Source organism: Celeribacter sp., assembly GCF_048270365.1.
In the GTDB taxonomy this organism is placed as follows: Bacteria; Pseudomonadota; Alphaproteobacteria; order Rhodobacterales; family Rhodobacteraceae; genus Celeribacter.
On the sequence record NZ_JBLWTA010000011.1, the window covers coordinates 61,509 to 78,051 of the forward strand.

Consider the following 16,543-nt stretch of genomic DNA (forward strand, 5'->3'; position numbering starts at 1 on the left):
CGTCCCGAGGAGGGGGCAAATGGCACATATCGACTACTATTTTTCATTTTTGTCTGCATGGATATACCTCTCGGACGGGCGGCTCGAAAAGATCGCGGCAAAACATGGGGCGACTGTCACCTACAAGCCCTTCGATCTGTTGACGGCATTCGATCGTCTTGGAGCGCCACGGCCCTCCGAACGTCCTGAGGGCCGCAAGATCTACCGGATGCAGGAGCTGAAGCGGTTCAAGGCAAAATCCGGCTTGCCGATGAACCTCACGCCGCCCTTCTGGCCGACGAATGTGGCCCCGGCATCCTATGCGCTGATCGCGGCTCAGGAGGCGGTGCGGAAGGGAAGTGACGGCGATCTTGGCAAGCTGGTGAACAGCTTGTCCGCTGCAATGTGGCGCGATGATAAAGACATTTCCGAGGATGCGGTCATCACAGAGGCGCTGCAGCAGGCGGGTTTCGATCCGATGCTGTCGATGACCGGTATGCTGACGGGGGCGGAGCTTTACCCAAGCAATCTCGAGGATGCGATGACGGCGGGGGTGTTTGGCTCGCCCTTCTTCATCGTTACTGATACGGATGAGCGGTTTTGGGGACAGGATCGTTTGGACATGTTGGACGACTATCTCGGAACCTTGTGAGCGTTCCAGCCCTTTGAGCCGATACGTTTCGCGCCTCTTTCTCTCGCGTTAACCTTAATCTGATTAACCTTAATGCGAGGTGAAAGAGGACGAAGAGGCAAGTGATGTTGCTCTGGCGCGCTTCAGTCCGCCAGAGCCGCCAATAGCGCGTCCACATCGGCCTCTGTCGTCGACCAGCTTGCCACGAAACGCGCCAAGAGCGGCTCTTCCGGATCGCCAGCCAAAGCCGTGTTCGGCCCCCAGAGGTGATAGACCGCCCCTTTTGCTTTGGCTTTGACATGCATCTTGCGGGGCAGGCGGGCGAAGACCAGATTGCCCTCGGTGGTAAAGGTCAACTCGCCCCCGATATCGGCCAGACCTTGCGCCAGACGTGCGCCCATCGCATTCGCCTGTGTCGCCAGCTCCAGCCAGAGATCATCCTCCAGCCAAGCCAAAATCTGCGCCGAAATATAGCGGGATTTCGAGAGGTTATGCCCGCCGCGCATCCGCTGGCTTTCAAAGGCCTCTTGATAGGCGGGATCGAAGATCACAGCCGCCTCGGCGCCCATCGCCCCGGTCTTTGTGGCCCCCAGAGAGAGCGCCGACAGCTCACGCGTCATTTCCCAAGGCGTCGCGCCGCTCGCGACCATGGCGTTGGCAAAACGTGCCCCGTCGAGGTGCAGCGGCAGGCGTGACGCCTCCGCCAATGCGGCAATGTCGGTCGGGCGATAAAGTTCGCCGAATTCCGTGAGATTGGTCAGCGAGACGGCGGCGGGCGGACTGGCGTGGATGTCGTCACCACTGTCGCCGATCACCGCCTGACGCAGCTCAGCGGGTTCCAGTCGGCTGCCAACGCCGGACAAGAGTTTAAGCTTCGCGCCGCCCGAATAAAACGGCACGGAATTGCGCTCGTCCACCTCGATATGCGCGGTCTTGTGGCAATAGATAATGCCCCAAGGTGGCGTCATCGCGGCCAAAAGCGCGGCGTTCGTCCCGGTGCCAGACACCATCGGATAGACCAGCGCATCGGGTGCCTGAAACATGTCGCGCAGCCGTTCCGTCAGCTCTGCGGTCCAACGATCCCCGGCATAGGGCGCGGCGTATCCGTCGTTGGCGCGGGCCAGGGCCTCCATGATCTTCGGATGCACGCCGGAGGTGTTATCTGACCCGAAAAACATCAGGTGGGTTCCTCGATGATATGGTCTTCCCAATCATCCTCATCCACCTCGAATTCCGGCACGGTCATGCCCCGCACGGAGACGCCCGCGGCGTGCACGCTCTCCGGGTCGCCGGTCAAAAGCGGGTGCCAATCGGGCAGGGGGCGGCCCTTCCACAACAGGCGATAGGCGCAGGTGGTGGGCATCCAATAGGCGTGGCTGTCGATGTTCTCCGGCGTCAGGCGAATGCATTCCGGCACGAGGTTTTTGCGAATCTCATATTGTCCGCATTGGCAGGACTGATCATCAAGCAGACGACAGGCGACACGGGTCAGATAGACTTCGCCCGTGTCCGCATCCTCGATCTTATTGAGGCAGCATTTGCCACAACCGTCACAGAGCGCTTCCCATTCCTCCTCCGACATCTTCGTCAGAGGCACGGTTTCCCAAAAGCGCTCGCGTTTGCTCATTCCAGCGCCTCAAGGATCGCGCGGGCCTGGGCGCAATCGAGATCCATTTGGTCAATGAGCGGTTGCAGCCCGGTGAACACAAGCTCAGGACGCAGATATTCGACAAAAGCGACCGAGAGGTGTTCGTCGTAAAGCGAGCCGGAAAAGTCGAAGATAAAGGTTTCGAGACAGGGCATATTGGCGCCGAAGGTCGGTTTCACGCCCAAAGATGCCGCGCCCTGATAGGTGCCTTTGTGCGGCCCTGTCAGCACATCGACCAGCACCGCATAGACCCCGAATTTCGGCGCATGCAGCCCTTCGATCGACATGTTCGCGGTGGGAAAGCCCAGCTCGCGCCCGCGTTTGTCGCCATGGCCGACCTTGCCCTCGATCCGGTGCCAATGGCCTAGCATTTCGGCGGCTTTCTCGGGCGCGCCTTCCGAGAGCGCGACACGGATCGCTGAGGACGAAGAAATCCCGCTGTCGGTTTCCAAAAGCTCGGCGACGGTGACGCCAAAGCCCATCTCTTCGCCAAAACGTTTAAGATCCTCGACCTTGCCCGCGCGTTTCGCGCCGAAATGGAAATCGGCCCCCACGACGACATGTTTAAGACCTAGCCCCTCGACAATGATCTCGCGGGCAAATCTCTCGGGCGTCATGGCGGCCAGTTCGGCGTTGAACGGCAGTTGAAACAATTGCTCGACGCCGAGTTTGGCCAAACGGCTGGCCTTTGATGAGGCATTCATCAGGCGAAAGGGTGGGGCGCCGGGGGCGAAGAATTCACGGGGGTGCGGCTCGAATGTGACGATGCCCAGCGGGCCATGCGCGCGGGCGAGATCAATCACATGACGATGGCCACGGTGTACGCCATCGAAATTGCCAATCGCTGCGGCACAGCCTTTGGCCTCTTCGGGAATGTCGGTCCAGTGCGTGTAAATCTGCATGGGGCTCCTCGCGAGAGGCGCCCCTCGCGTCGTCAGTCGAATTTACGGCTCGGCGCAAGCACAAGGGCATCGCCTTTCAAGACAACGGTATCGCCCACGGTGCAGCGACATTCAAGGGCAACGCGGCGTTTTGCATGGATGATGTCGGTCACTGTAACCTCGGCCAGAACCGTATCGCCGGGGCGCACCGGGCCCAAAAACTTGAGCGTTTGCCCCATGTAGATCGTGCCGTGCCCCGGAAGCTGTTCGCCGATCACGGCAGAGATCAGAGCGGCGGTCAGCATGCCATGGGCAATGCGGCCTTCGAAAATCGTATCATTGGCATAGGCATCGTCGAAATGCACAGGGTTGCGGTCGGTGGAAACCTCACCAAACAACTCGATGTCGTGGTCGGTGATGGTTTTGCGCAAAGAGCGCGTCATGCCGATCTCGATGTCTTCGATGCAGATGGTTCCGCGGGGCTGATTGTCCAACATGCGCTCCGATTCCTTCTTGATATTGCAGTGCAGCATAGCGGAAGGTTGGCGAAGAAACAATATTGCGCGCAAGAAAATTTTTATGATGGCTCAAATATTGGAAATAAGTTTCGCGAGGGCGGGGTTTGGATGCTAAAAAGGCGCCGGATCCCCTCCAGCGCCTCGTTTCCTTTGTGTCTCAAATACTCAGATTTCAGCGCAAAAACGAAATCGCCGCCGTCGGCGACAGGTTCTGTTCCGCCAGCCACATCTTGAGCCGCTCCGGGTCTGGGTTCACCGGATCGGGGCCGAATTCTTTCGCGGCCAGACCGCCGGTGATGAACAAGACGTCCAGCCCCTCGCCAATGCCGCCCATCACATCGGTGCCGATGCCGTCGCCGATGCAGAGGATGCGGTTGTCGTCGATGGGGGCCAGTTGAGCCAGACGGCGCCGCGCCAGATCATAGATCGGCGGATGCGGCTTGCCGAAATAGAGGCTTTCGCCCCCCATCTCGGTATAAAGCGCAGCCAAGGCGCCTGCGCACCATTCCCGGACCTCGCCGAGATCCACAACGATATCGGGGTTGGCACAGAGGAGCTTCAGGCCTTTTTGTTTGGCGTATAGGAACTGCGGCCGGTAAATCTCAGGGTCGGCCAGCGGATCCTCGGGCCCGGAGCAGACGATGCCCTCGGCCTCTTCAAGTGGGACTTCGGTGATCTCGACAGCCTCATCCATCACGATTTCCATCGGCTGCATGAAGTCGTCTTTGAACATGTCGCCGATGTGGTGAACTTTTTCGCCCACGACGCCCAGATACATTGCCATGCGTGCGGAATCGCCAGAGGTGGCGATGGTGTCATAGGCGTCATCGGGAACGCCGAACTGTTTGATCTGTTGTGCGACCGCGTGCCAAGGGCGCGGTGAATTGGTCACGAGGACGACTTTGCCACCGCCCGCGCGGTAGGTCTGAAGCGCGGCGCAGGCCTCGGGAAACGCCGTGATACCGTTGTGCACACAGCCCCAAAGATCGACGAAAAGCGCATCGTAATCGGTCGAAATGTCGGACAGGGTTTGGATCAGGCGGGTCATGTGCGGGCAGGCTCCGTTTTAGGCCCCCTTTAGCTAGCCCGGAACTCATCGAAAGGAAAGCGGGATGCGAATGCGACGGATCAAAGGGCTCAACAGGCCAGCGCCGGATCGGCCTCGCGGTCCACAATCAGCGTCGTGACAATCGCGCCGATCCACATGCAAAAGAGCGCGAGCCAGGCGGTGGCGGCAAAGACCGAACTGCCGGTGACGCCGTTGCCGATGGCGCAGCCGCCCGCGAGCATCGCGCCGAAGCCCATGAGCACCGCCCCGATCATGGATTTGCGCATGACGGGGACAGAGTCAAAGCTTTGCCAACGGAATTCACCAGTAACGAGCGAGGCGACAAAGGCGCCGACGACCACACCGGGGACGAGGCCCACGTCGAATTCCAACACCGCGTTGCGGTCGAGAAAGAACATCAATGTGTTGGCCGAGGGGCCGGAGAAGGTGACGGAGGTCACGGGAACGGGATCAAAAGCGACCTGCGCCAAGGACCATGTAAGGCCCCAGCCGACCGCGACCGCAAAGCCGACGCCCGAGGCGAAAATCCAGATTTTCGGGCCGATCTGGTTCTTGATCGCAAGGACCAGCGCCAAGACGGCGAACCCCAGCCCAAGCGCCAGTCCCGTGCCCTCTGGCAGATGTAGCACATTCAAAAGGTTGACGTTTTCACCGCCGGGCGTGATCGACAGAGAGGCCAGCTTGTCGCGGTAAGGCGCCAAGACGCCATGGAGGCTCATCTGAGCGGTGACGGCAAAGATCAGGCCGGAGACGACGGAGCGCAAATTTCCGGTCGAGGCGAGAACCAAAAGCCGCCCCGAACAGCCGCGCGACAAGACCATGCCCGCGCCAAACATCAACCCGCCGATCACCGCGCCCGACCACGATCCGGGCACGGCCATGACGCGCGCATCGGCGCCGCGAAACAGCCCAAACATCTGCGCGCCCTGCACCCAGACGATGGCGGTGGAGAGCGTCAAGAACCAGACGGCAACTTTCGGACCGAGGCGTCCACGGGCAAACTCAACCGTCGCCGCGCGCAGGCAGAATTGCGAGCGCTGCGCGGAGACGCCGAAAATCACCCCGGTGATCAGACCAAAGATGGCCGCAGAGGGGCTTTCGCCGATCCCCTCGACGAGGGTCAAAATATCCATGATCTGCTCCTCCCACAGGCAAATCCCAGCGCAAAAATCCAGCGCAAAACCCAGCGCAAATTCCGGCTATTTTATGGGATCAGTATAGCCGCGCCTTGATGTGAGTCACATGGTTTTGCATGTGTGAATGTATTGAGCATATCTCTGCTCGGCTGTGTCGGAAGGGGGTGTGCAGGAATTTTGGCTATTCAAAATCGTTTTCTCGCCCTAAAGCAAATTTATGAAAAACGCACCGATCCCCCTGTCCGAAACCTCGCACCTGCCGCTGTGGCGCAGGCCCGAGGGGTTGTTGTTCCTGATGGCCTTTGCCATGCCGGTGGCCTTTGCCACATGGAATGCTTTGTTGAACAATTTCGTCATCGAAGTGGCGGGGTTCACAGGTGTCGAGATCGGCTGGCTTCATACGATCCGCGAAATTCCGGGGTTTCTCGCCATTGGGGTGATCGCGCTGATCATGATCATTCGCGAGCAGGTGCTGGGCGTGGTGTCGCTTTTGCTCTTGGGCGTGGCGACGGCTGTGACCGCCTATTTCCCCTCGCTGGGCGGCATTTTGACCGTCACCATGCTGTCTTCTATCGGGTTTCACTACTTTGAGACGGTGAACCAGTCGCTGCAATTGCAATGGCTGTCAAAGGATCGCGCGCCCATCGTGATCGGGCGGTTGATGGCGGCGGGCTCGGCGGCCTCTTTGGTCGCTTATGGTGTGTTGGTTCTGACGTGGAAGACCTTCGATCTGTCCTATGCGCTGGTTTATGTGGTCTCGGGGGGCTTCACGGCAGTGATCGCGATTTTCGCGCTCACCGCCTATCCGCAGTTCGAGGCCCCCAATCCGCAGGCCAAGAAAATCGTCCTGAAACGCCGCTATGCACTTTATTATGCGATGCAATTCATGTCCGGCGCGCGGCGGCAGATTTTCGTCGTCTTCGCCGCCTTCATGATGGTCGAGAAATTCGGTTTCGAGGTGCATGAGATCACGGCGCTGTTCCTGATCAACTACGTCGCCAACATGGTGATCGCGCCCTTCATGGGCAAAGTGGTGCACCGCAAGGGAGAACGCTTTGTCCTGATGCTGGAGTATATCGGTCTGACGCTGGTGTTCCTCGCTTACGGTGGGATTTACTGGCTGGGCTGGGGCGTTGTCATCGCGGCGGGGCTTTACGTGATCGACCATATGCTTTTTGGCCTCGCCTTCGCGCTCAAAACCTATTTCCAGAAAATCTCCGACCCCGAAGACATCGCGCCCACCGCCGCCGTGGCCTTTACCATCAACCATATCGCGGCGGTCTTCCTGCCGGCTGTGTTGGGCTATCTCTGGGTTGCCTCTCCGGGCGGGGTGTTCGCGCTGGCCGCAGGGATGGCGATGGCGTCCTTGGGTTTGGCTGCGCTGATCCCGCGTCACCCGGAAAAGGGCAATGAATGGCGCTTCCTGCCACTGGTGCGCGAAAGCGCGGTTCTGAGCGAGCCTGCCGAATAACGACAACACGGATTTGGCGCTTGGCGTTTTGCACTCTATATTGAGAGCGAAACGCCATGATGGAGCCCGCCATGTTCTCTGCACTGACCAAGAAACTCACCATGCCCACGCCCGACGCCGCCCTGCCGGGGCGTCCCGATCCGATCCCGACCGCTTTGGAGCATTTCGTGTTGCACGTGCCGCTTGAGGGGGATGTGCCGGAGGGCTGTGAGGAGGCCGTGTTTGGCATGGGCTGTTTTTGGGGTGTCGAGCGCAAGTTCTGGCAGGTGCCGGGGGTTGTGAACACCGCCGTCGGCTACGCGGCGGGCTATACGCCGAACCCGACCTACGAAGAGGTCTGCACCGGAAAGACCGGCCACAATGAGGTGGTGCGCGTGATTTTTGATCCGTCGAAAGTCACTTACGCCGAGCTGCTCAAGGTCTTTTGGGAAGGTCACAACCCGACCCAAGGCATGCAGCAGGGCAACGATCGCGGCACGCAATATCGTTCCGGCATCTACTACACGTCGGAGGCACAGCGCGCGGCGGCAGAGGCCTCTTTGGCGGGCTATAACGTGTTGTTGCAGGACAAAGGGTTTGGTGCGATCACGACCGAAGTGCTCCCTGCGGGCGCGTTTTACTATGCCGAAGACTATCACCAGCAATATCTGGCGAAGAACCCGAACGGCTATTGTGGCATTGGCGGCACGGGCGTGAGCTGTCCCGTGGGTTTGTCGATGGAGCGCTCCATCGAATGGACCGACCCGGTCGAGCCGCAGGGCCATAGCGAATAAGTCCAATCGGGCAAAATCCAGAGCCGCGCTTGAGTAAAGCGCGGCTTCGCTTTATGGCGAAGGCAAAGCCCATTTCGGAGTGCAGCCATGACCACTTTCACCGCCTTCACCAAGACCCGCGGCAAAGCCCCCGCCGAAGCCATTGGCGAGGCGCTGGAATTTCTCGACCCGGAACCCACCGGCGTGGGCGTCTTCGAGATCGAGGACGGCTCGGGTCTCTGGGAAGTCGGCGCTTATTTCACTGAGGCGCCCGACGAGATCGCGCTCGCGCTTTTGGCGGCGGCCAACGATGCGCCGGATTTCGTCATCTCCGAGCTGCCGGAAACCGATTGGGTCGCCAAGGTGCGCCGCGATCTGGCCCCCGTCGAGGCCGGTCGTTTCTTTGTCTACGGCTCGCATGATGCCGACAAACTGCCCGCCGACAAGATCGGTCTTTTGATCGAGGCCGCCATGGCCTTTGGCACCGGGCATCACGGCACGACTTTGGGCTGTCTCAAGGCGCTGGATCGTCTGATGGGCGAGGGCAAGAGCTTTGACAATGTGGCCGACATCGGTTGTGGCACCGCCGTTCTGGCGATGGCTGCGGCGAAAATCTCCGACCAGATCGTCTATGCCTCCGACATCGACGAGGTGGCCGTCGAGGTGGCGCAGTCCAATGTCGATGCCAACGATCTCGCGGGCCGCGTCATCTGTCTCGAGGCCGCCGGGTTTAACCATCCTGAACTGGCCGAAAAAGCGCCCTTTGATCTGGTCTTTGCCAACATCCTCAAAGGCCCTTTGGTGGCGCTGGCACCCGATATGGCCGCCAACGTCAAAGAGGGCGGTCATGTGATTCTCTCCGGGATTCTCAATCCGCAGGCCGATGAGGTTGTCGAGGTTTATACACGCTCCGGGTTCAATCTTGTGGATCGCCAGGAGATTGTTGACTGGACGACGCTGACCATGTCGCGAACTGCCTAATATCAAAGACAAAAACCACCTTCTCGCCGCTTTTGCCCCAATTTTGCCACATTTCGCCACAATCATGTCATGGTCGGTGGGGGCCGATGTATGATGTATGAGGAGGCTGCCATGGCTTATGCCGGCTCGCAGCAATTGAATAAACGGTTGACCCGGATCGAGGCGCGGCGGCGTGCTTTGAGCAAGGGTGTCATTTATTCCGTTAACCAGGATGGGCTGATCATCGCCCGCCCGCGTCGTCGCGGTTTGCGACGTCCGATCCACTTGTTGGTCGTGGCTCTCGCCGGGGTCATGCTGTTCAAGGCGGTGCTCTATGCGACGCTTGGCGCCTCGACCTATGTCGCCCGTGTGGCGGAGCTGGCCGAGGGCACAATGATCGAGCGCGCTGGCGCTTGGGTCATGCATGCCGACGATCTCACGATCTGGCTGGCGCTTCAGGGCAAGATGCTCCTGAACTGAAAATATATTCCGGGAGTGAACGGCTGTTTCCCACTTTGCCGTCTCACATCCCATCCACGTCAAAACCCGCACCCCCTCCGGTGCGGGTTTTCTCTTTTTATCTGCTCACGGCGGAGCCTCCGCAGGGGGCGGCCTGACCGGCCGGTCCCGCGGTCGCGTGACTCGTTGCCTTTGGCAGCGTAGCTGTGCTTCTGTGGAAACGAGGGCGTAGAAACCAGTCTTGGCAAATGTTCTCGTTTCGTGCTAACTCTTTGCTAACGAATAAAACGAGCAGGTGAGACCATGCGTGTGATGGGCATCGACCCCGGGCTGCGCAATATGGGCTGGGGCATCATTGATGTCGCTGGGCCCCGTATCAGCCATGTCGCCAACGGCATCTGCCGCTCGGCTTCCTCCGACGATCTCGCCACGCGGCTTTTGTCGCTCTTTGATCAACTCACTGCCATTGTCGAGACCTATCGCCCCGACAGCGCCGCCGTCGAGCAGACCTTTGTCAACAAGGACGCCGTCGCGACGCTGAAACTCGGGCAGGCGCGCTCTGTTGCGCTTTTGGTCCCGGCGCGCGCGGGTATTCCCATCGGCGAATACGCCCCCAACGCGGTGAAAAAGACCGTCGTCGGCGTCGGCCACGCCGCCAAGCAACAGGTCGAACATATGATCAAGCTGCAACTGCCGGGTGCCAAACTCGAAGGCCCGGATGCGGTCGACGCGCTGGCCATCGCGATCACGCATTCCTACCACGCGCAATCTTCCTCGCGGCTGCAAGACGCGCTTAGAAAGGCCGCCTCATGATCGGCAAACTCACGGGTGTCATCGATTATATTGGCACGGATCACGTTCTGATCGACGTGCGCGGCGTTGGCTATATCGTCTATGTGTCGGAACGCACGCGGATGTCCCTGCCGGGGCGCGGCGCGCCGGTCGCACTTTACACTGATATGCTGGTGCAGGAGACGAACCTGCAACTCTTCGGCTTTACCTCTCTGTTGGAAAAGGAATGGTATCGCCTGTTGATTTCCGTGCAGGGCATCGGCTCGAAAGCCGCCATGGCGATCCTTGGCACTTTGGGGCCGGAGGCGACGGGGCGGGCGATTGCGCTGGGCGACTGGACGGCGGTCAAGGCAGCACCCGGCGTGGGGCCGAAGATCGCGCAGCGTGTGGTCAACGAGTTGAAGGACAAGGCGCCGGTGGTGATGTCGATGGGCGGTAAACTGTCCGAAGCCCTGGAAGCGCCGGAAACTGCTGAGGTGATTGAGAGCAACGCGCCTGTCGCCAAACCCGCGCCGAAGAAAGCGCCCGCGAAGGCCAATGCATCGGCAGAGGCCGAAGCCCTGTCCGCCCTGCAAAACCTCGGTTATTCACCGTCTGATGCGGCGCAGGCCGTGGCGCAATCTGCGCAGGACGCGCCGGAGGCGGACACCTCCACCCTGATCAAAGCCGCGCTGCGCCTTTTGGCGCCGAAAGGGTAAGAGATGGAAAGCCCCGATCCCACTTTGCGCCCGGAGCGCCAACCGCAGGATGCTGACCGCGCCCTGCGCCCGCAGGCGCTTGAGGAATTTATCGGCCAACAGGAGGCGCGCGCCAACCTGCGCGTGTTCATCGAGTCTGCCAAGATGCGCGAAGAGGCGATGGACCATGTGTTGTTCCACGGGCCGCCGGGGCTGGGCAAAACCACACTGGCGCAAATCATGGCGCGCGAGTTGGGCGTGAATTTCAAGATGACCTCCGGGCCGGTCTTGGCGAAGGCGGGCGATCTGGCGGCGATCCTGACCAATCTTGAGGCGCGGGATGTGCTCTTTATCGACGAGATTCACCGGATGAACCCGGTGGTCGAAGAGGTGCTCTACCCGGCGATGGAGGATTTCGAGCTTGATCTGGTGATCGGCGAAGGCCCCGCTGCGCGCACCGTGCGGATCGAGTTGCAGCCCTTTACTTTGGTCGGCGCGACCACGCGTTTGGGGCTATTGACGACGCCTTTGCGCGACCGTTTCGGCATCCCGACGCGGTTGCAATTTTACACCACCGAAGAGCTGCACGAGATCGTCACCCGTGGCGCGCGCCTCTTGGGTGTACCTGCCGAGCCGGACGGCGCGCATGAGATCGCCAAACGCGCGCGGGGTACGCCCCGGATCGCCGGTCGGCTCCTGCGACGTGTGGTGGATTTCGCCGTGGTCGAGGGCGACGGGCGGATCACCAAAACGCTTGCCGACGGGGCGCTGACGCGTCTGGGCGTTGACCTTCTGGGGCTTGATGGCGCCGACCGGCGGTATCTCGGGATGATTGCAGAGAATTACGGCGGTGGGCCGGTGGGGGTTGAGACCCTGGCGGCGGCACTTTCGGAGTCGCGAGATGCGATTGAGGATGTGATCGAGCCCTATCTGTTGCAGCAGGGTCTCATCCAACGCACTCCGCGTGGTCGGATGCTGGCTCAGAAAGCGTGGAAACATCTGGGGCTCGAGGCCCCGAAAGCGCCGGATCAGTCCGATATGTTCGGGAAGTGAGTATTTGAGCCACAAAGGAGACATCAGCCTCGCGGAGGTGCAGCGGCAGGCGAAGGCGGTGAACGACATTTATGTCGAAACCTTCGGCCTGACGCGTGATGGCTTGATGCTCATTGGCAAGATGACCGAAGAGATGGGCGAGGTGGCCTCCGCCTATCTCAAACTCCACGGACGCGCGCGGGGCGCGGATGGCGATGCGGAGGCCTTGCGGCGCGATTTCGAGGATGAACTGGCGGATTTGTTGGGGTTTCTGACGGTTTTGGCCGAGACAGAAGGTGTTGATCTGGCAGAGGCCTTTGCGCGCAAATGGGGCAAGTATCTATGAGGCGCGGATGTGTTTGGCGCTTTTGTCTGTTGTTTATGTTGAGTGCGCTGCCGTTCGGGGCTTTCGCGACGGATCGGGCGGAGACCTCTGCGGGTGTGGCGGAGATTTTGCCGCTTGGGCCCCTTGAGACAGATGCTCTCTGGATTGCCGATGAGCCTGTGGCCTTGCCGCTTGTCGTGGATCATCTCGACATTGCCGCGCAGGACGGGAATCTGCTGTTGATCCTTTTGGCGTCGGGCGGGACGGCCTGTCCGAAGATGTGGGCCTATGTTGATGCCGGGGCTGATCCGATCTGGGTGTCGGAGCCATTCGGAAGATGCCACGACGATGCGCAGGCGTTGAGGACGGAGCGGGGGATCGAGGTGATTTCTCCTGCGATTGCTCCGGGGCAGAGCGGGCATTTGCTTTACTGGCTCGAGGGACGTGACATCCATGAGGCGCAGGCGTCGTCCATGTCGCTGGGTTTGCCCCAAGTGGCTCAATGGGAGGGGATGTCTCCAAAGCTCTTAGTAAACGATCCGGCGTGGGAGGCATGGTTCCTGAAGCGCGTCGGTCCTGTCGGGCTTTTGGCGCTTCGCGACGTGTTTGAACAGGCCAGTCTCCTGTCTTGGGAAGGGGATTGGTTGGTGGCAGAGGGCTGCAAGGCGGGGGAGTGCAGCGCGCGTCTGGGCGTTCTCATGCTGCACAAGGAGGGGGATCGGCTGGCGGCAGCGGTTCAACGCAGGGATGGCGCTGAGATGCAGCCGGTGTTGCTTATTGGCCGTGAAAACGCGGATGTGCTCCAAGCCTTCATCCGTTGGTGGGACGCGCAGACCGACTAAAGCATCAGCCCAAAAAAAGCCCCATCTGCGCGACTGCCAGCTTGTAGCCGTTGACGCCGAACCCCGCCATGACCGCATCGGCACGCATCGAGACGTAGGAGTGGTGGCGGAAGGCTTCGCGTTTGTGGACCTGAGAGATATGCACCTCGATCACCGGACCTTCGAAGGTGTTGAGCGCATCGAGAATGGCCACAGAGGTATGCGTATAGGCCGCCGGGTTGATGATGATGCCGGCGGCTTTGTCGCGGGCTTCATGGATCAGTTCGATGATCTCGCCCTCGTGGTTCGACTGGGCGAAAACGACGTCGAGATCATGCGCGGAGGCCTCAGTGGCACAGAGCGCTTCGACATCTTCGAGCGTGTCGGCGCCGTAAATCTCCGGCTGGCGTTTGCCCAGAAGGTTCAGGTTGGGACCGTTCAGGATGTAGATTGTCTTGCTCATGATGCGCCTCGTCTCTTTTTCGCGGCCAAGCTACGCGGGGCAGGGGTTGCTGCGCAAGCCACCCTGTTGCAAAAGAACGGCGAAACCTTGTGACACGAGAGAGCCAGATGACGGACATCACCCCGGACCGGATCGAAGAGTTTTTCACCCGCTCGAATGGCGAATACGTCTTTGCGCGCTGGGGGCGGCCGATTGCGCCCGTGGTGTTTGGCGTCGCGGACGAGACCTTGGTGACGGTGAAATCCGCGATCGAGGCCTGTGTCGCCATTGCCGGGCATCGCATCGAAGAGATGGACCCGGAGCTGGGCACGAACCTCATGGTGTTTTTCCTGTCCGATTGGGCAGAGCTGTTGGATGTCCCGCACATGGGCGATCTGATCCCCGATCTGGAGGCGCGGGTGGCGACACTTCAGACGCGCGGCGCGCATCAATACCGGGCCTTTCGGTTCGACGATCAGGGCGCGATCAAGGCGTGCTTTACCTTCGTGCGCATGGGTGGTGCGATGGATGAGGTGCCCGCCGAGGTGATCGCTCTCTCTCAGGCCGTGCAGGCGATGCTTTTGTGGTCGGACGTCGAGTTCACCCAAGACAGCCCGCTGGCCGAGACATCCGAGGGCACGGTGGTGCGCCCGGATGTGGCGAATGTCCTGCGCGCGGCCTATGATCCGATGTTGCCCGATGCGGCGCGGGATGCGTCACATGCGCTTAGGCTCTATGCGAGGGTGATTGCGGGGTAGGGCTGATTGCGAATAAGTTCAGTTTCTCGCGCAGGAATGCCTCTTTCTTGTCTGCGACTTGGGTTTTCCCGAACATCAGGCCGATGGCGACCATATACCATTTCGTCATGTAGACGAAGCCGATGATCGTCGCAGGAAGCGCGATTAGCATTTGGAGTAATGTCACCGAAAGGAAGAGCCAAGAGGGCGGTTGTGGGTCTTGCTCCACGATTAAGATGCTGAAAATCGACACCGGCAGGATCGGAAGCGCATATACAAAACACCAAAAGATGATCATGAGAAAGATTGGCATCGGGGCTAACAGCCATAGTTTGCGAGAAAAATGCAGGACATGGAGTTCGGAATGCCAACGCACACGATGCAATTTTGACAAGAGCTTTTTCAAATTGTACCTCGTGAAAAGAGTTGCTCCATTTATATAATTTGAGACGCAAAAACGAAAGACCCGTCAGATGACCCATAAATTTCCCGTCCATGTCTATTACGAGGACACCGATCTCGCGGGCATCGTCTATTACGCCAATTACCTCAAATTCATCGAGCGTGGCCGCACCGAATGGGTGCGCGACTTGGGCGTCGATCAGGTCAAGCTCAAGGAAGAAGAAGGCATCGTCTTTGCCGTCCGGCGCGTCGAGGCGGATTACCTGTCTCCGGCCAGATTCGATGACGATCTCGTGGTCGAGACCGCGCTTGAGGCCATGACGGGCGCCCGGATCGTGGTCAGCCAAAAGGTCAAACGCGGCGAAGAAGAGCTTTTCGTGGCCCAGGTTACCCTCGTGGCGCTCACCGCAACGGGCCATCCGGCGCGTCTTCCGGCGGTTCTCCGCCGAAATCTGCACTAACCTCCCGGCAAAATCGCCGAAAATCGGAAAATCTCGCCTAACTCTCACAGGTTCGTGTTGGCGAAGCCCCTGTGGATAGGATAGAATCTAAGGTAATGATGAGAGCCGTGTAAATGCGGCCAACAGGCGATTAAAAGAGCAGGTTCATGGACCAGACAACCCTTGCGATGGCGCAGGAGATCGATTTCTCCTTGCTGGCGCTTTTCATGCGCGCAACCTTCACCGTGAAAATCGTGATGCTGATGCTGATCGTGGCCTCGTTTTGGTCATGGTCGATCATCATCCAGAAATTCATTGCCTTCAAAAAGGCCCGCGCGGAAGCCGCCGCCTTTGATCAGGCCTTTTGGTCGGGCGAGCCTTTGGACGAGCTTTACGACCAAATCTCCAATGGGCCGATGTCTGCGCCGGAGCGGGTGTTTTCCGCCGGCATGACCGAGTGGCGGCGCTCTCACAAAGCCGATGGCGGGCTGATCGCGGGGGCGCAATCGCGCATCGACCGCTCGATGGATGTGGCGATTGCCAAAGAGAGCGAAGAGATGACCTCGGGTCTTTCATTCCTCGCGACCGTCGGGTCGACCGGGCCTTTCGTGGGTCTGTTCGGCACGGTTTGGGGCATCAAAACCGCCTTTGAAGACATCGCCATGGCACAATCCACCAACCTGGCCGTCGTGGCGCCGGGCATCGCGGAGGCGCTTTTGGCCACCGCCTTGGGCCTTTTGGCCGCTATTCCGGCGGTGATTTTCTACAACAAACTCAACGCCGACAGCGAGCGCATCCTCGGTGGTTACGAAGCCTTTGCCGATGAATTCGCGACCATCCTGTCGCGGGAATTGGACAGCTGACATGGGCGCGGGTGTGGTACAGAAATCGGGTGGAGGCGGACGTCGCGGACGTCGCCGTCGCCCCGCCGCGATGAGTGAGATCAACGTCACGCCCTTTGTTGACGTGATGCTCGTGCTTTTGATCATCTTCATGGTGGCTGCTCCGATGATGACTGTCGGCGTGCCAGTGGAACTGCCGGAAACGGCAGCGACCGCTTTGCCGCAAGAGGAACAAGAGCCGCTCACCATCACGCTCACCGCTGATGGGCAGGTCCTTTTGATGGAGAATGAGACGCCTGAGAACGATCTGGTGACCAAGCTTCAGGCCATCGCCGCCGAGCGCAACGATGACAAAGTCTTCCTGCGTGCCGACGGATCTGTGCCCTACGAACGTGTGGCTCAGGTCATGGGCGCATTGAATGCGGGCGGGTTTCGCTCCATCGGTCTGGTGACCGAACAGGGCGGGCCGCGTCTTGACGGCTCAGGAAACTAAACTGGCAACGAAACGGTCAACTGGGGAACAGTCAGC

Annotated in this window: 22 protein-coding genes; 14 read left to right on the forward strand and 8 right to left on the reverse strand. The window is 59.9% G+C overall.

Annotation, left to right across the window (positions count from 1 at the left end; genetic code table 11):
• Nucleotides 1-19 precede the first annotated feature (19 nt).
• The gene (locus ACN0X0_RS15330; protein ID WP_417279857.1) at nucleotides 20-631 is read left to right on the forward strand and encodes a 2-hydroxychromene-2-carboxylate isomerase; all 612 of its coding nucleotides are present in this window, start codon (nucleotides 20-22) and stop codon (nucleotides 629-631) included.
• Nucleotides 632-753: 122 nt separating this feature from the next.
• Here the strand turns inward: ACN0X0_RS15330 and ACN0X0_RS15335 are convergent, their stop codons facing one another.
• The 6 genes from ACN0X0_RS15335 to ACN0X0_RS15360 form a co-directional block, all read right to left on the reverse strand.
• The gene (locus tag ACN0X0_RS15335; protein ID WP_417279858.1) at nucleotides 754-1,788 is read right to left on the reverse strand and encodes a threonine aldolase family protein; all 1,035 of its coding nucleotides are present in this window, start codon (nucleotides 1,786-1,788) and stop codon (nucleotides 754-756) included.
• Nucleotides 1,788-2,237 carry a YcgN family cysteine cluster protein gene (locus tag ACN0X0_RS15340; RefSeq protein ID WP_417261951.1) on the reverse strand — a complete coding sequence of 150 codons (450 nt, stop codon included), beginning with the start codon at nucleotides 2,235-2,237 and terminating at the stop codon, nucleotides 1,788-1,790. The genes ACN0X0_RS15335 and ACN0X0_RS15340 overlap by 1 nt, the downstream gene beginning before the upstream one ends.
• Nucleotides 2,234-3,160 carry a bifunctional riboflavin kinase/FAD synthetase gene (locus ACN0X0_RS15345; protein WP_417279859.1) on the reverse strand — a complete coding sequence of 309 codons (927 nt, stop codon included), beginning with the start codon at nucleotides 3,158-3,160 and terminating at the stop codon, nucleotides 2,234-2,236. The genes ACN0X0_RS15340 and ACN0X0_RS15345 overlap by 4 nt, the downstream gene beginning before the upstream one ends.
• A gap of 32 nt (nucleotides 3,161-3,192) precedes the next feature.
• Entirely contained in the window at nucleotides 3,193-3,636 is a 444-nt protein-coding gene (locus ACN0X0_RS15350; RefSeq protein ID WP_417261953.1) for a MaoC family dehydratase, read from the reverse strand.
• A gap of 193 nt (nucleotides 3,637-3,829) precedes the next feature.
• Nucleotides 3,830-4,705 (reverse strand): TIGR01459 family HAD-type hydrolase, encoded by an 876-nt coding sequence (locus ACN0X0_RS15355; RefSeq protein WP_417261954.1) that lies wholly within the window; start codon nucleotides 4,703-4,705, stop codon nucleotides 3,830-3,832.
• Between the two features lie 89 nt (nucleotides 4,706-4,794).
• The gene (locus ACN0X0_RS15360) at nucleotides 4,795-5,859 is read right to left on the reverse strand and encodes a YeeE/YedE family protein (protein WP_417279860.1); all 1,065 of its coding nucleotides are present in this window, start codon (nucleotides 5,857-5,859) and stop codon (nucleotides 4,795-4,797) included.
• Between the two features lie 220 nt (nucleotides 5,860-6,079).
• Here ACN0X0_RS15360 and ACN0X0_RS15365 point away from each other — a divergent pair, with 220 nt between their 5' ends.
• From ACN0X0_RS15365 to ACN0X0_RS15405, 9 genes are all read left to right on the forward strand, one after another.
• Entirely contained in the window at nucleotides 6,080-7,333 is a 1,254-nt protein-coding gene (locus ACN0X0_RS15365) for an MFS transporter (RefSeq protein ID WP_417261956.1), read from the forward strand.
• 71 nt (nucleotides 7,334-7,404) lie between these two features.
• Complete coding sequence (msrA, locus tag ACN0X0_RS15370) at nucleotides 7,405-8,106, forward strand: peptide-methionine (S)-S-oxide reductase MsrA (protein ID WP_417261957.1); 702 nt, start codon at nucleotides 7,405-7,407, stop codon at nucleotides 8,104-8,106.
• A gap of 87 nt (nucleotides 8,107-8,193) precedes the next feature.
• Entirely contained in the window at nucleotides 8,194-9,066 is an 873-nt protein-coding gene (locus ACN0X0_RS15375) for a 50S ribosomal protein L11 methyltransferase (RefSeq protein WP_417279861.1), read from the forward strand.
• A gap of 111 nt (nucleotides 9,067-9,177) precedes the next feature.
• Nucleotides 9,178-9,525, forward strand: coding sequence for a hypothetical protein (locus tag ACN0X0_RS15380; protein ID WP_417279862.1), 348 nt, complete (start codon nucleotides 9,178-9,180; stop codon nucleotides 9,523-9,525).
• Between the two features lie 282 nt (nucleotides 9,526-9,807).
• The gene (gene ruvC / locus ACN0X0_RS15385; RefSeq protein WP_066705966.1) at nucleotides 9,808-10,317 is read left to right on the forward strand and encodes a crossover junction endodeoxyribonuclease RuvC; all 510 of its coding nucleotides are present in this window, start codon (nucleotides 9,808-9,810) and stop codon (nucleotides 10,315-10,317) included.
• Complete coding sequence (gene ruvA / locus ACN0X0_RS15390; protein ID WP_417279863.1) at nucleotides 10,314-10,994, forward strand: Holliday junction branch migration protein RuvA; 681 nt, start codon at nucleotides 10,314-10,316, stop codon at nucleotides 10,992-10,994. Before ruvC ends, ruvA begins: the two co-directional genes overlap by 4 nt.
• Nucleotides 10,995-10,997: 3 nt before the next feature.
• On the forward strand, nucleotides 10,998-12,026 hold the full coding sequence (gene ruvB, locus ACN0X0_RS15395) for a Holliday junction branch migration DNA helicase RuvB (protein WP_417261961.1): 1,029 nt from the start codon (nucleotides 10,998-11,000) through the stop codon (nucleotides 12,024-12,026).
• Between the two features lie 4 nt (nucleotides 12,027-12,030).
• Nucleotides 12,031-12,351, forward strand: a complete 321-nt coding sequence (locus ACN0X0_RS15400; RefSeq protein WP_417279864.1) for a hypothetical protein — start codon at nucleotides 12,031-12,033, stop codon at nucleotides 12,349-12,351.
• A 29-nt stretch (nucleotides 12,352-12,380) separates the two neighbouring features.
• Nucleotides 12,381-13,172, forward strand: coding sequence for a hypothetical protein (locus tag ACN0X0_RS15405; RefSeq protein ID WP_417279865.1), 792 nt, complete (start codon nucleotides 12,381-12,383; stop codon nucleotides 13,170-13,172).
• Between the two features lie 4 nt (nucleotides 13,173-13,176).
• On the opposite strand, the gene aroQ is transcribed toward ACN0X0_RS15405, so the two are convergent.
• The gene (gene aroQ / locus ACN0X0_RS15410; RefSeq protein ID WP_417279866.1) at nucleotides 13,177-13,614 is read right to left on the reverse strand and encodes a type II 3-dehydroquinate dehydratase; all 438 of its coding nucleotides are present in this window, start codon (nucleotides 13,612-13,614) and stop codon (nucleotides 13,177-13,179) included.
• 107 nt (nucleotides 13,615-13,721) lie between these two features.
• Between aroQ and ACN0X0_RS15415 the strand changes: the two genes are divergently transcribed.
• A complete protein-coding gene (locus ACN0X0_RS15415; protein WP_417279867.1) occupies nucleotides 13,722-14,351 on the forward strand; it encodes a hypothetical protein in 630 nt (209 codons plus the stop codon).
• Here the strand turns inward: ACN0X0_RS15415 and ACN0X0_RS15420 are convergent.
• Nucleotides 14,320-14,736, reverse strand: coding sequence for a hypothetical protein (locus ACN0X0_RS15420; protein ID WP_417279868.1), 417 nt, complete (start codon nucleotides 14,734-14,736; stop codon nucleotides 14,320-14,322). The two genes, ACN0X0_RS15415 and ACN0X0_RS15420, sit on opposite strands and share 32 nt — an antisense overlap.
• A 67-nt stretch (nucleotides 14,737-14,803) precedes the next feature.
• Between ACN0X0_RS15420 and ybgC the strand changes: the two genes are divergently transcribed.
• From ybgC to tolR, 3 genes are all read left to right on the forward strand, one after another.
• Entirely contained in the window at nucleotides 14,804-15,193 is a 390-nt protein-coding gene (gene ybgC / locus ACN0X0_RS15425) for a tol-pal system-associated acyl-CoA thioesterase (protein WP_417279869.1), read from the forward strand.
• Between the two features lie 146 nt (nucleotides 15,194-15,339).
• Nucleotides 15,340-16,035 (forward strand): protein TolQ, encoded by a 696-nt coding sequence (gene tolQ, locus ACN0X0_RS15430; RefSeq protein WP_417279870.1) that lies wholly within the window; start codon nucleotides 15,340-15,342, stop codon nucleotides 16,033-16,035.
• Nucleotide 16,036: 1 nt separating this feature from the next.
• Nucleotides 16,037-16,507 carry a protein TolR gene (gene tolR, locus ACN0X0_RS15435; RefSeq protein WP_417261967.1) on the forward strand — a complete coding sequence of 157 codons (471 nt, stop codon included), beginning with the start codon at nucleotides 16,037-16,039 and terminating at the stop codon, nucleotides 16,505-16,507.
• Nucleotides 16,508-16,543 lie beyond the last annotated feature (36 nt).

Bases quoted from the DNA above. Each gene is read 5' to 3' on its own strand.
- ACN0X0_RS15330 (WP_417279857.1), top strand. From the start codon at position 20: ATGGCACATATCGACTACTATTTTTCATTTTTGTCTGCATGGATATAC.
- ACN0X0_RS15335 (WP_417279858.1), bottom strand. From the start codon at position 1,788: ATGTTTTTCGGGTCAGATAACACCTCCGGCGTGCATCCGAAGATCATG.
- ACN0X0_RS15340 (WP_417261951.1), bottom strand. From the start codon at position 2,237: ATGAGCAAACGCGAGCGCTTTTGGGAAACCGTGCCTCTGACGAAGATG.
- ACN0X0_RS15345 (WP_417279859.1), bottom strand. From the start codon at position 3,160: ATGCAGATTTACACGCACTGGACCGACATTCCCGAAGAGGCCAAAGGC.
- ACN0X0_RS15350 (WP_417261953.1), bottom strand. From the start codon at position 3,636: ATGTTGGACAATCAGCCCCGCGGAACCATCTGCATCGAAGACATCGAG.
- ACN0X0_RS15355 (WP_417261954.1), bottom strand. From the start codon at position 4,705: ATGACCCGCCTGATCCAAACCCTGTCCGACATTTCGACCGATTACGAT.
- ACN0X0_RS15360 (WP_417279860.1), bottom strand. From the start codon at position 5,859: ATGGATATTTTGACCCTCGTCGAGGGGATCGGCGAAAGCCCCTCTGCG.
- ACN0X0_RS15365 (WP_417261956.1), top strand. From the start codon at position 6,080: ATGAAAAACGCACCGATCCCCCTGTCCGAAACCTCGCACCTGCCGCTG.
- msrA (WP_417261957.1), top strand. From the start codon at position 7,405: ATGTTCTCTGCACTGACCAAGAAACTCACCATGCCCACGCCCGACGCC.
- ACN0X0_RS15375 (WP_417279861.1), top strand. From the start codon at position 8,194: ATGACCACTTTCACCGCCTTCACCAAGACCCGCGGCAAAGCCCCCGCC.
- ACN0X0_RS15380 (WP_417279862.1), top strand. From the start codon at position 9,178: ATGGCTTATGCCGGCTCGCAGCAATTGAATAAACGGTTGACCCGGATC.
- ruvC (WP_066705966.1), top strand. From the start codon at position 9,808: ATGCGTGTGATGGGCATCGACCCCGGGCTGCGCAATATGGGCTGGGGC.
- ruvA (WP_417279863.1), top strand. From the start codon at position 10,314: ATGATCGGCAAACTCACGGGTGTCATCGATTATATTGGCACGGATCAC.
- ruvB (WP_417261961.1), top strand. From the start codon at position 10,998: ATGGAAAGCCCCGATCCCACTTTGCGCCCGGAGCGCCAACCGCAGGAT.
- aroQ (WP_417279866.1), bottom strand. From the start codon at position 13,614: ATGAGCAAGACAATCTACATCCTGAACGGTCCCAACCTGAACCTTCTG.
- ACN0X0_RS15415 (WP_417279867.1), top strand. From the start codon at position 13,722: ATGACGGACATCACCCCGGACCGGATCGAAGAGTTTTTCACCCGCTCG.
- ybgC (WP_417279869.1), top strand. From the start codon at position 14,804: ATGACCCATAAATTTCCCGTCCATGTCTATTACGAGGACACCGATCTC.
- tolQ (WP_417279870.1), top strand. From the start codon at position 15,340: ATGGACCAGACAACCCTTGCGATGGCGCAGGAGATCGATTTCTCCTTG.
- tolR (WP_417261967.1), top strand. From the start codon at position 16,037: ATGGGCGCGGGTGTGGTACAGAAATCGGGTGGAGGCGGACGTCGCGGA.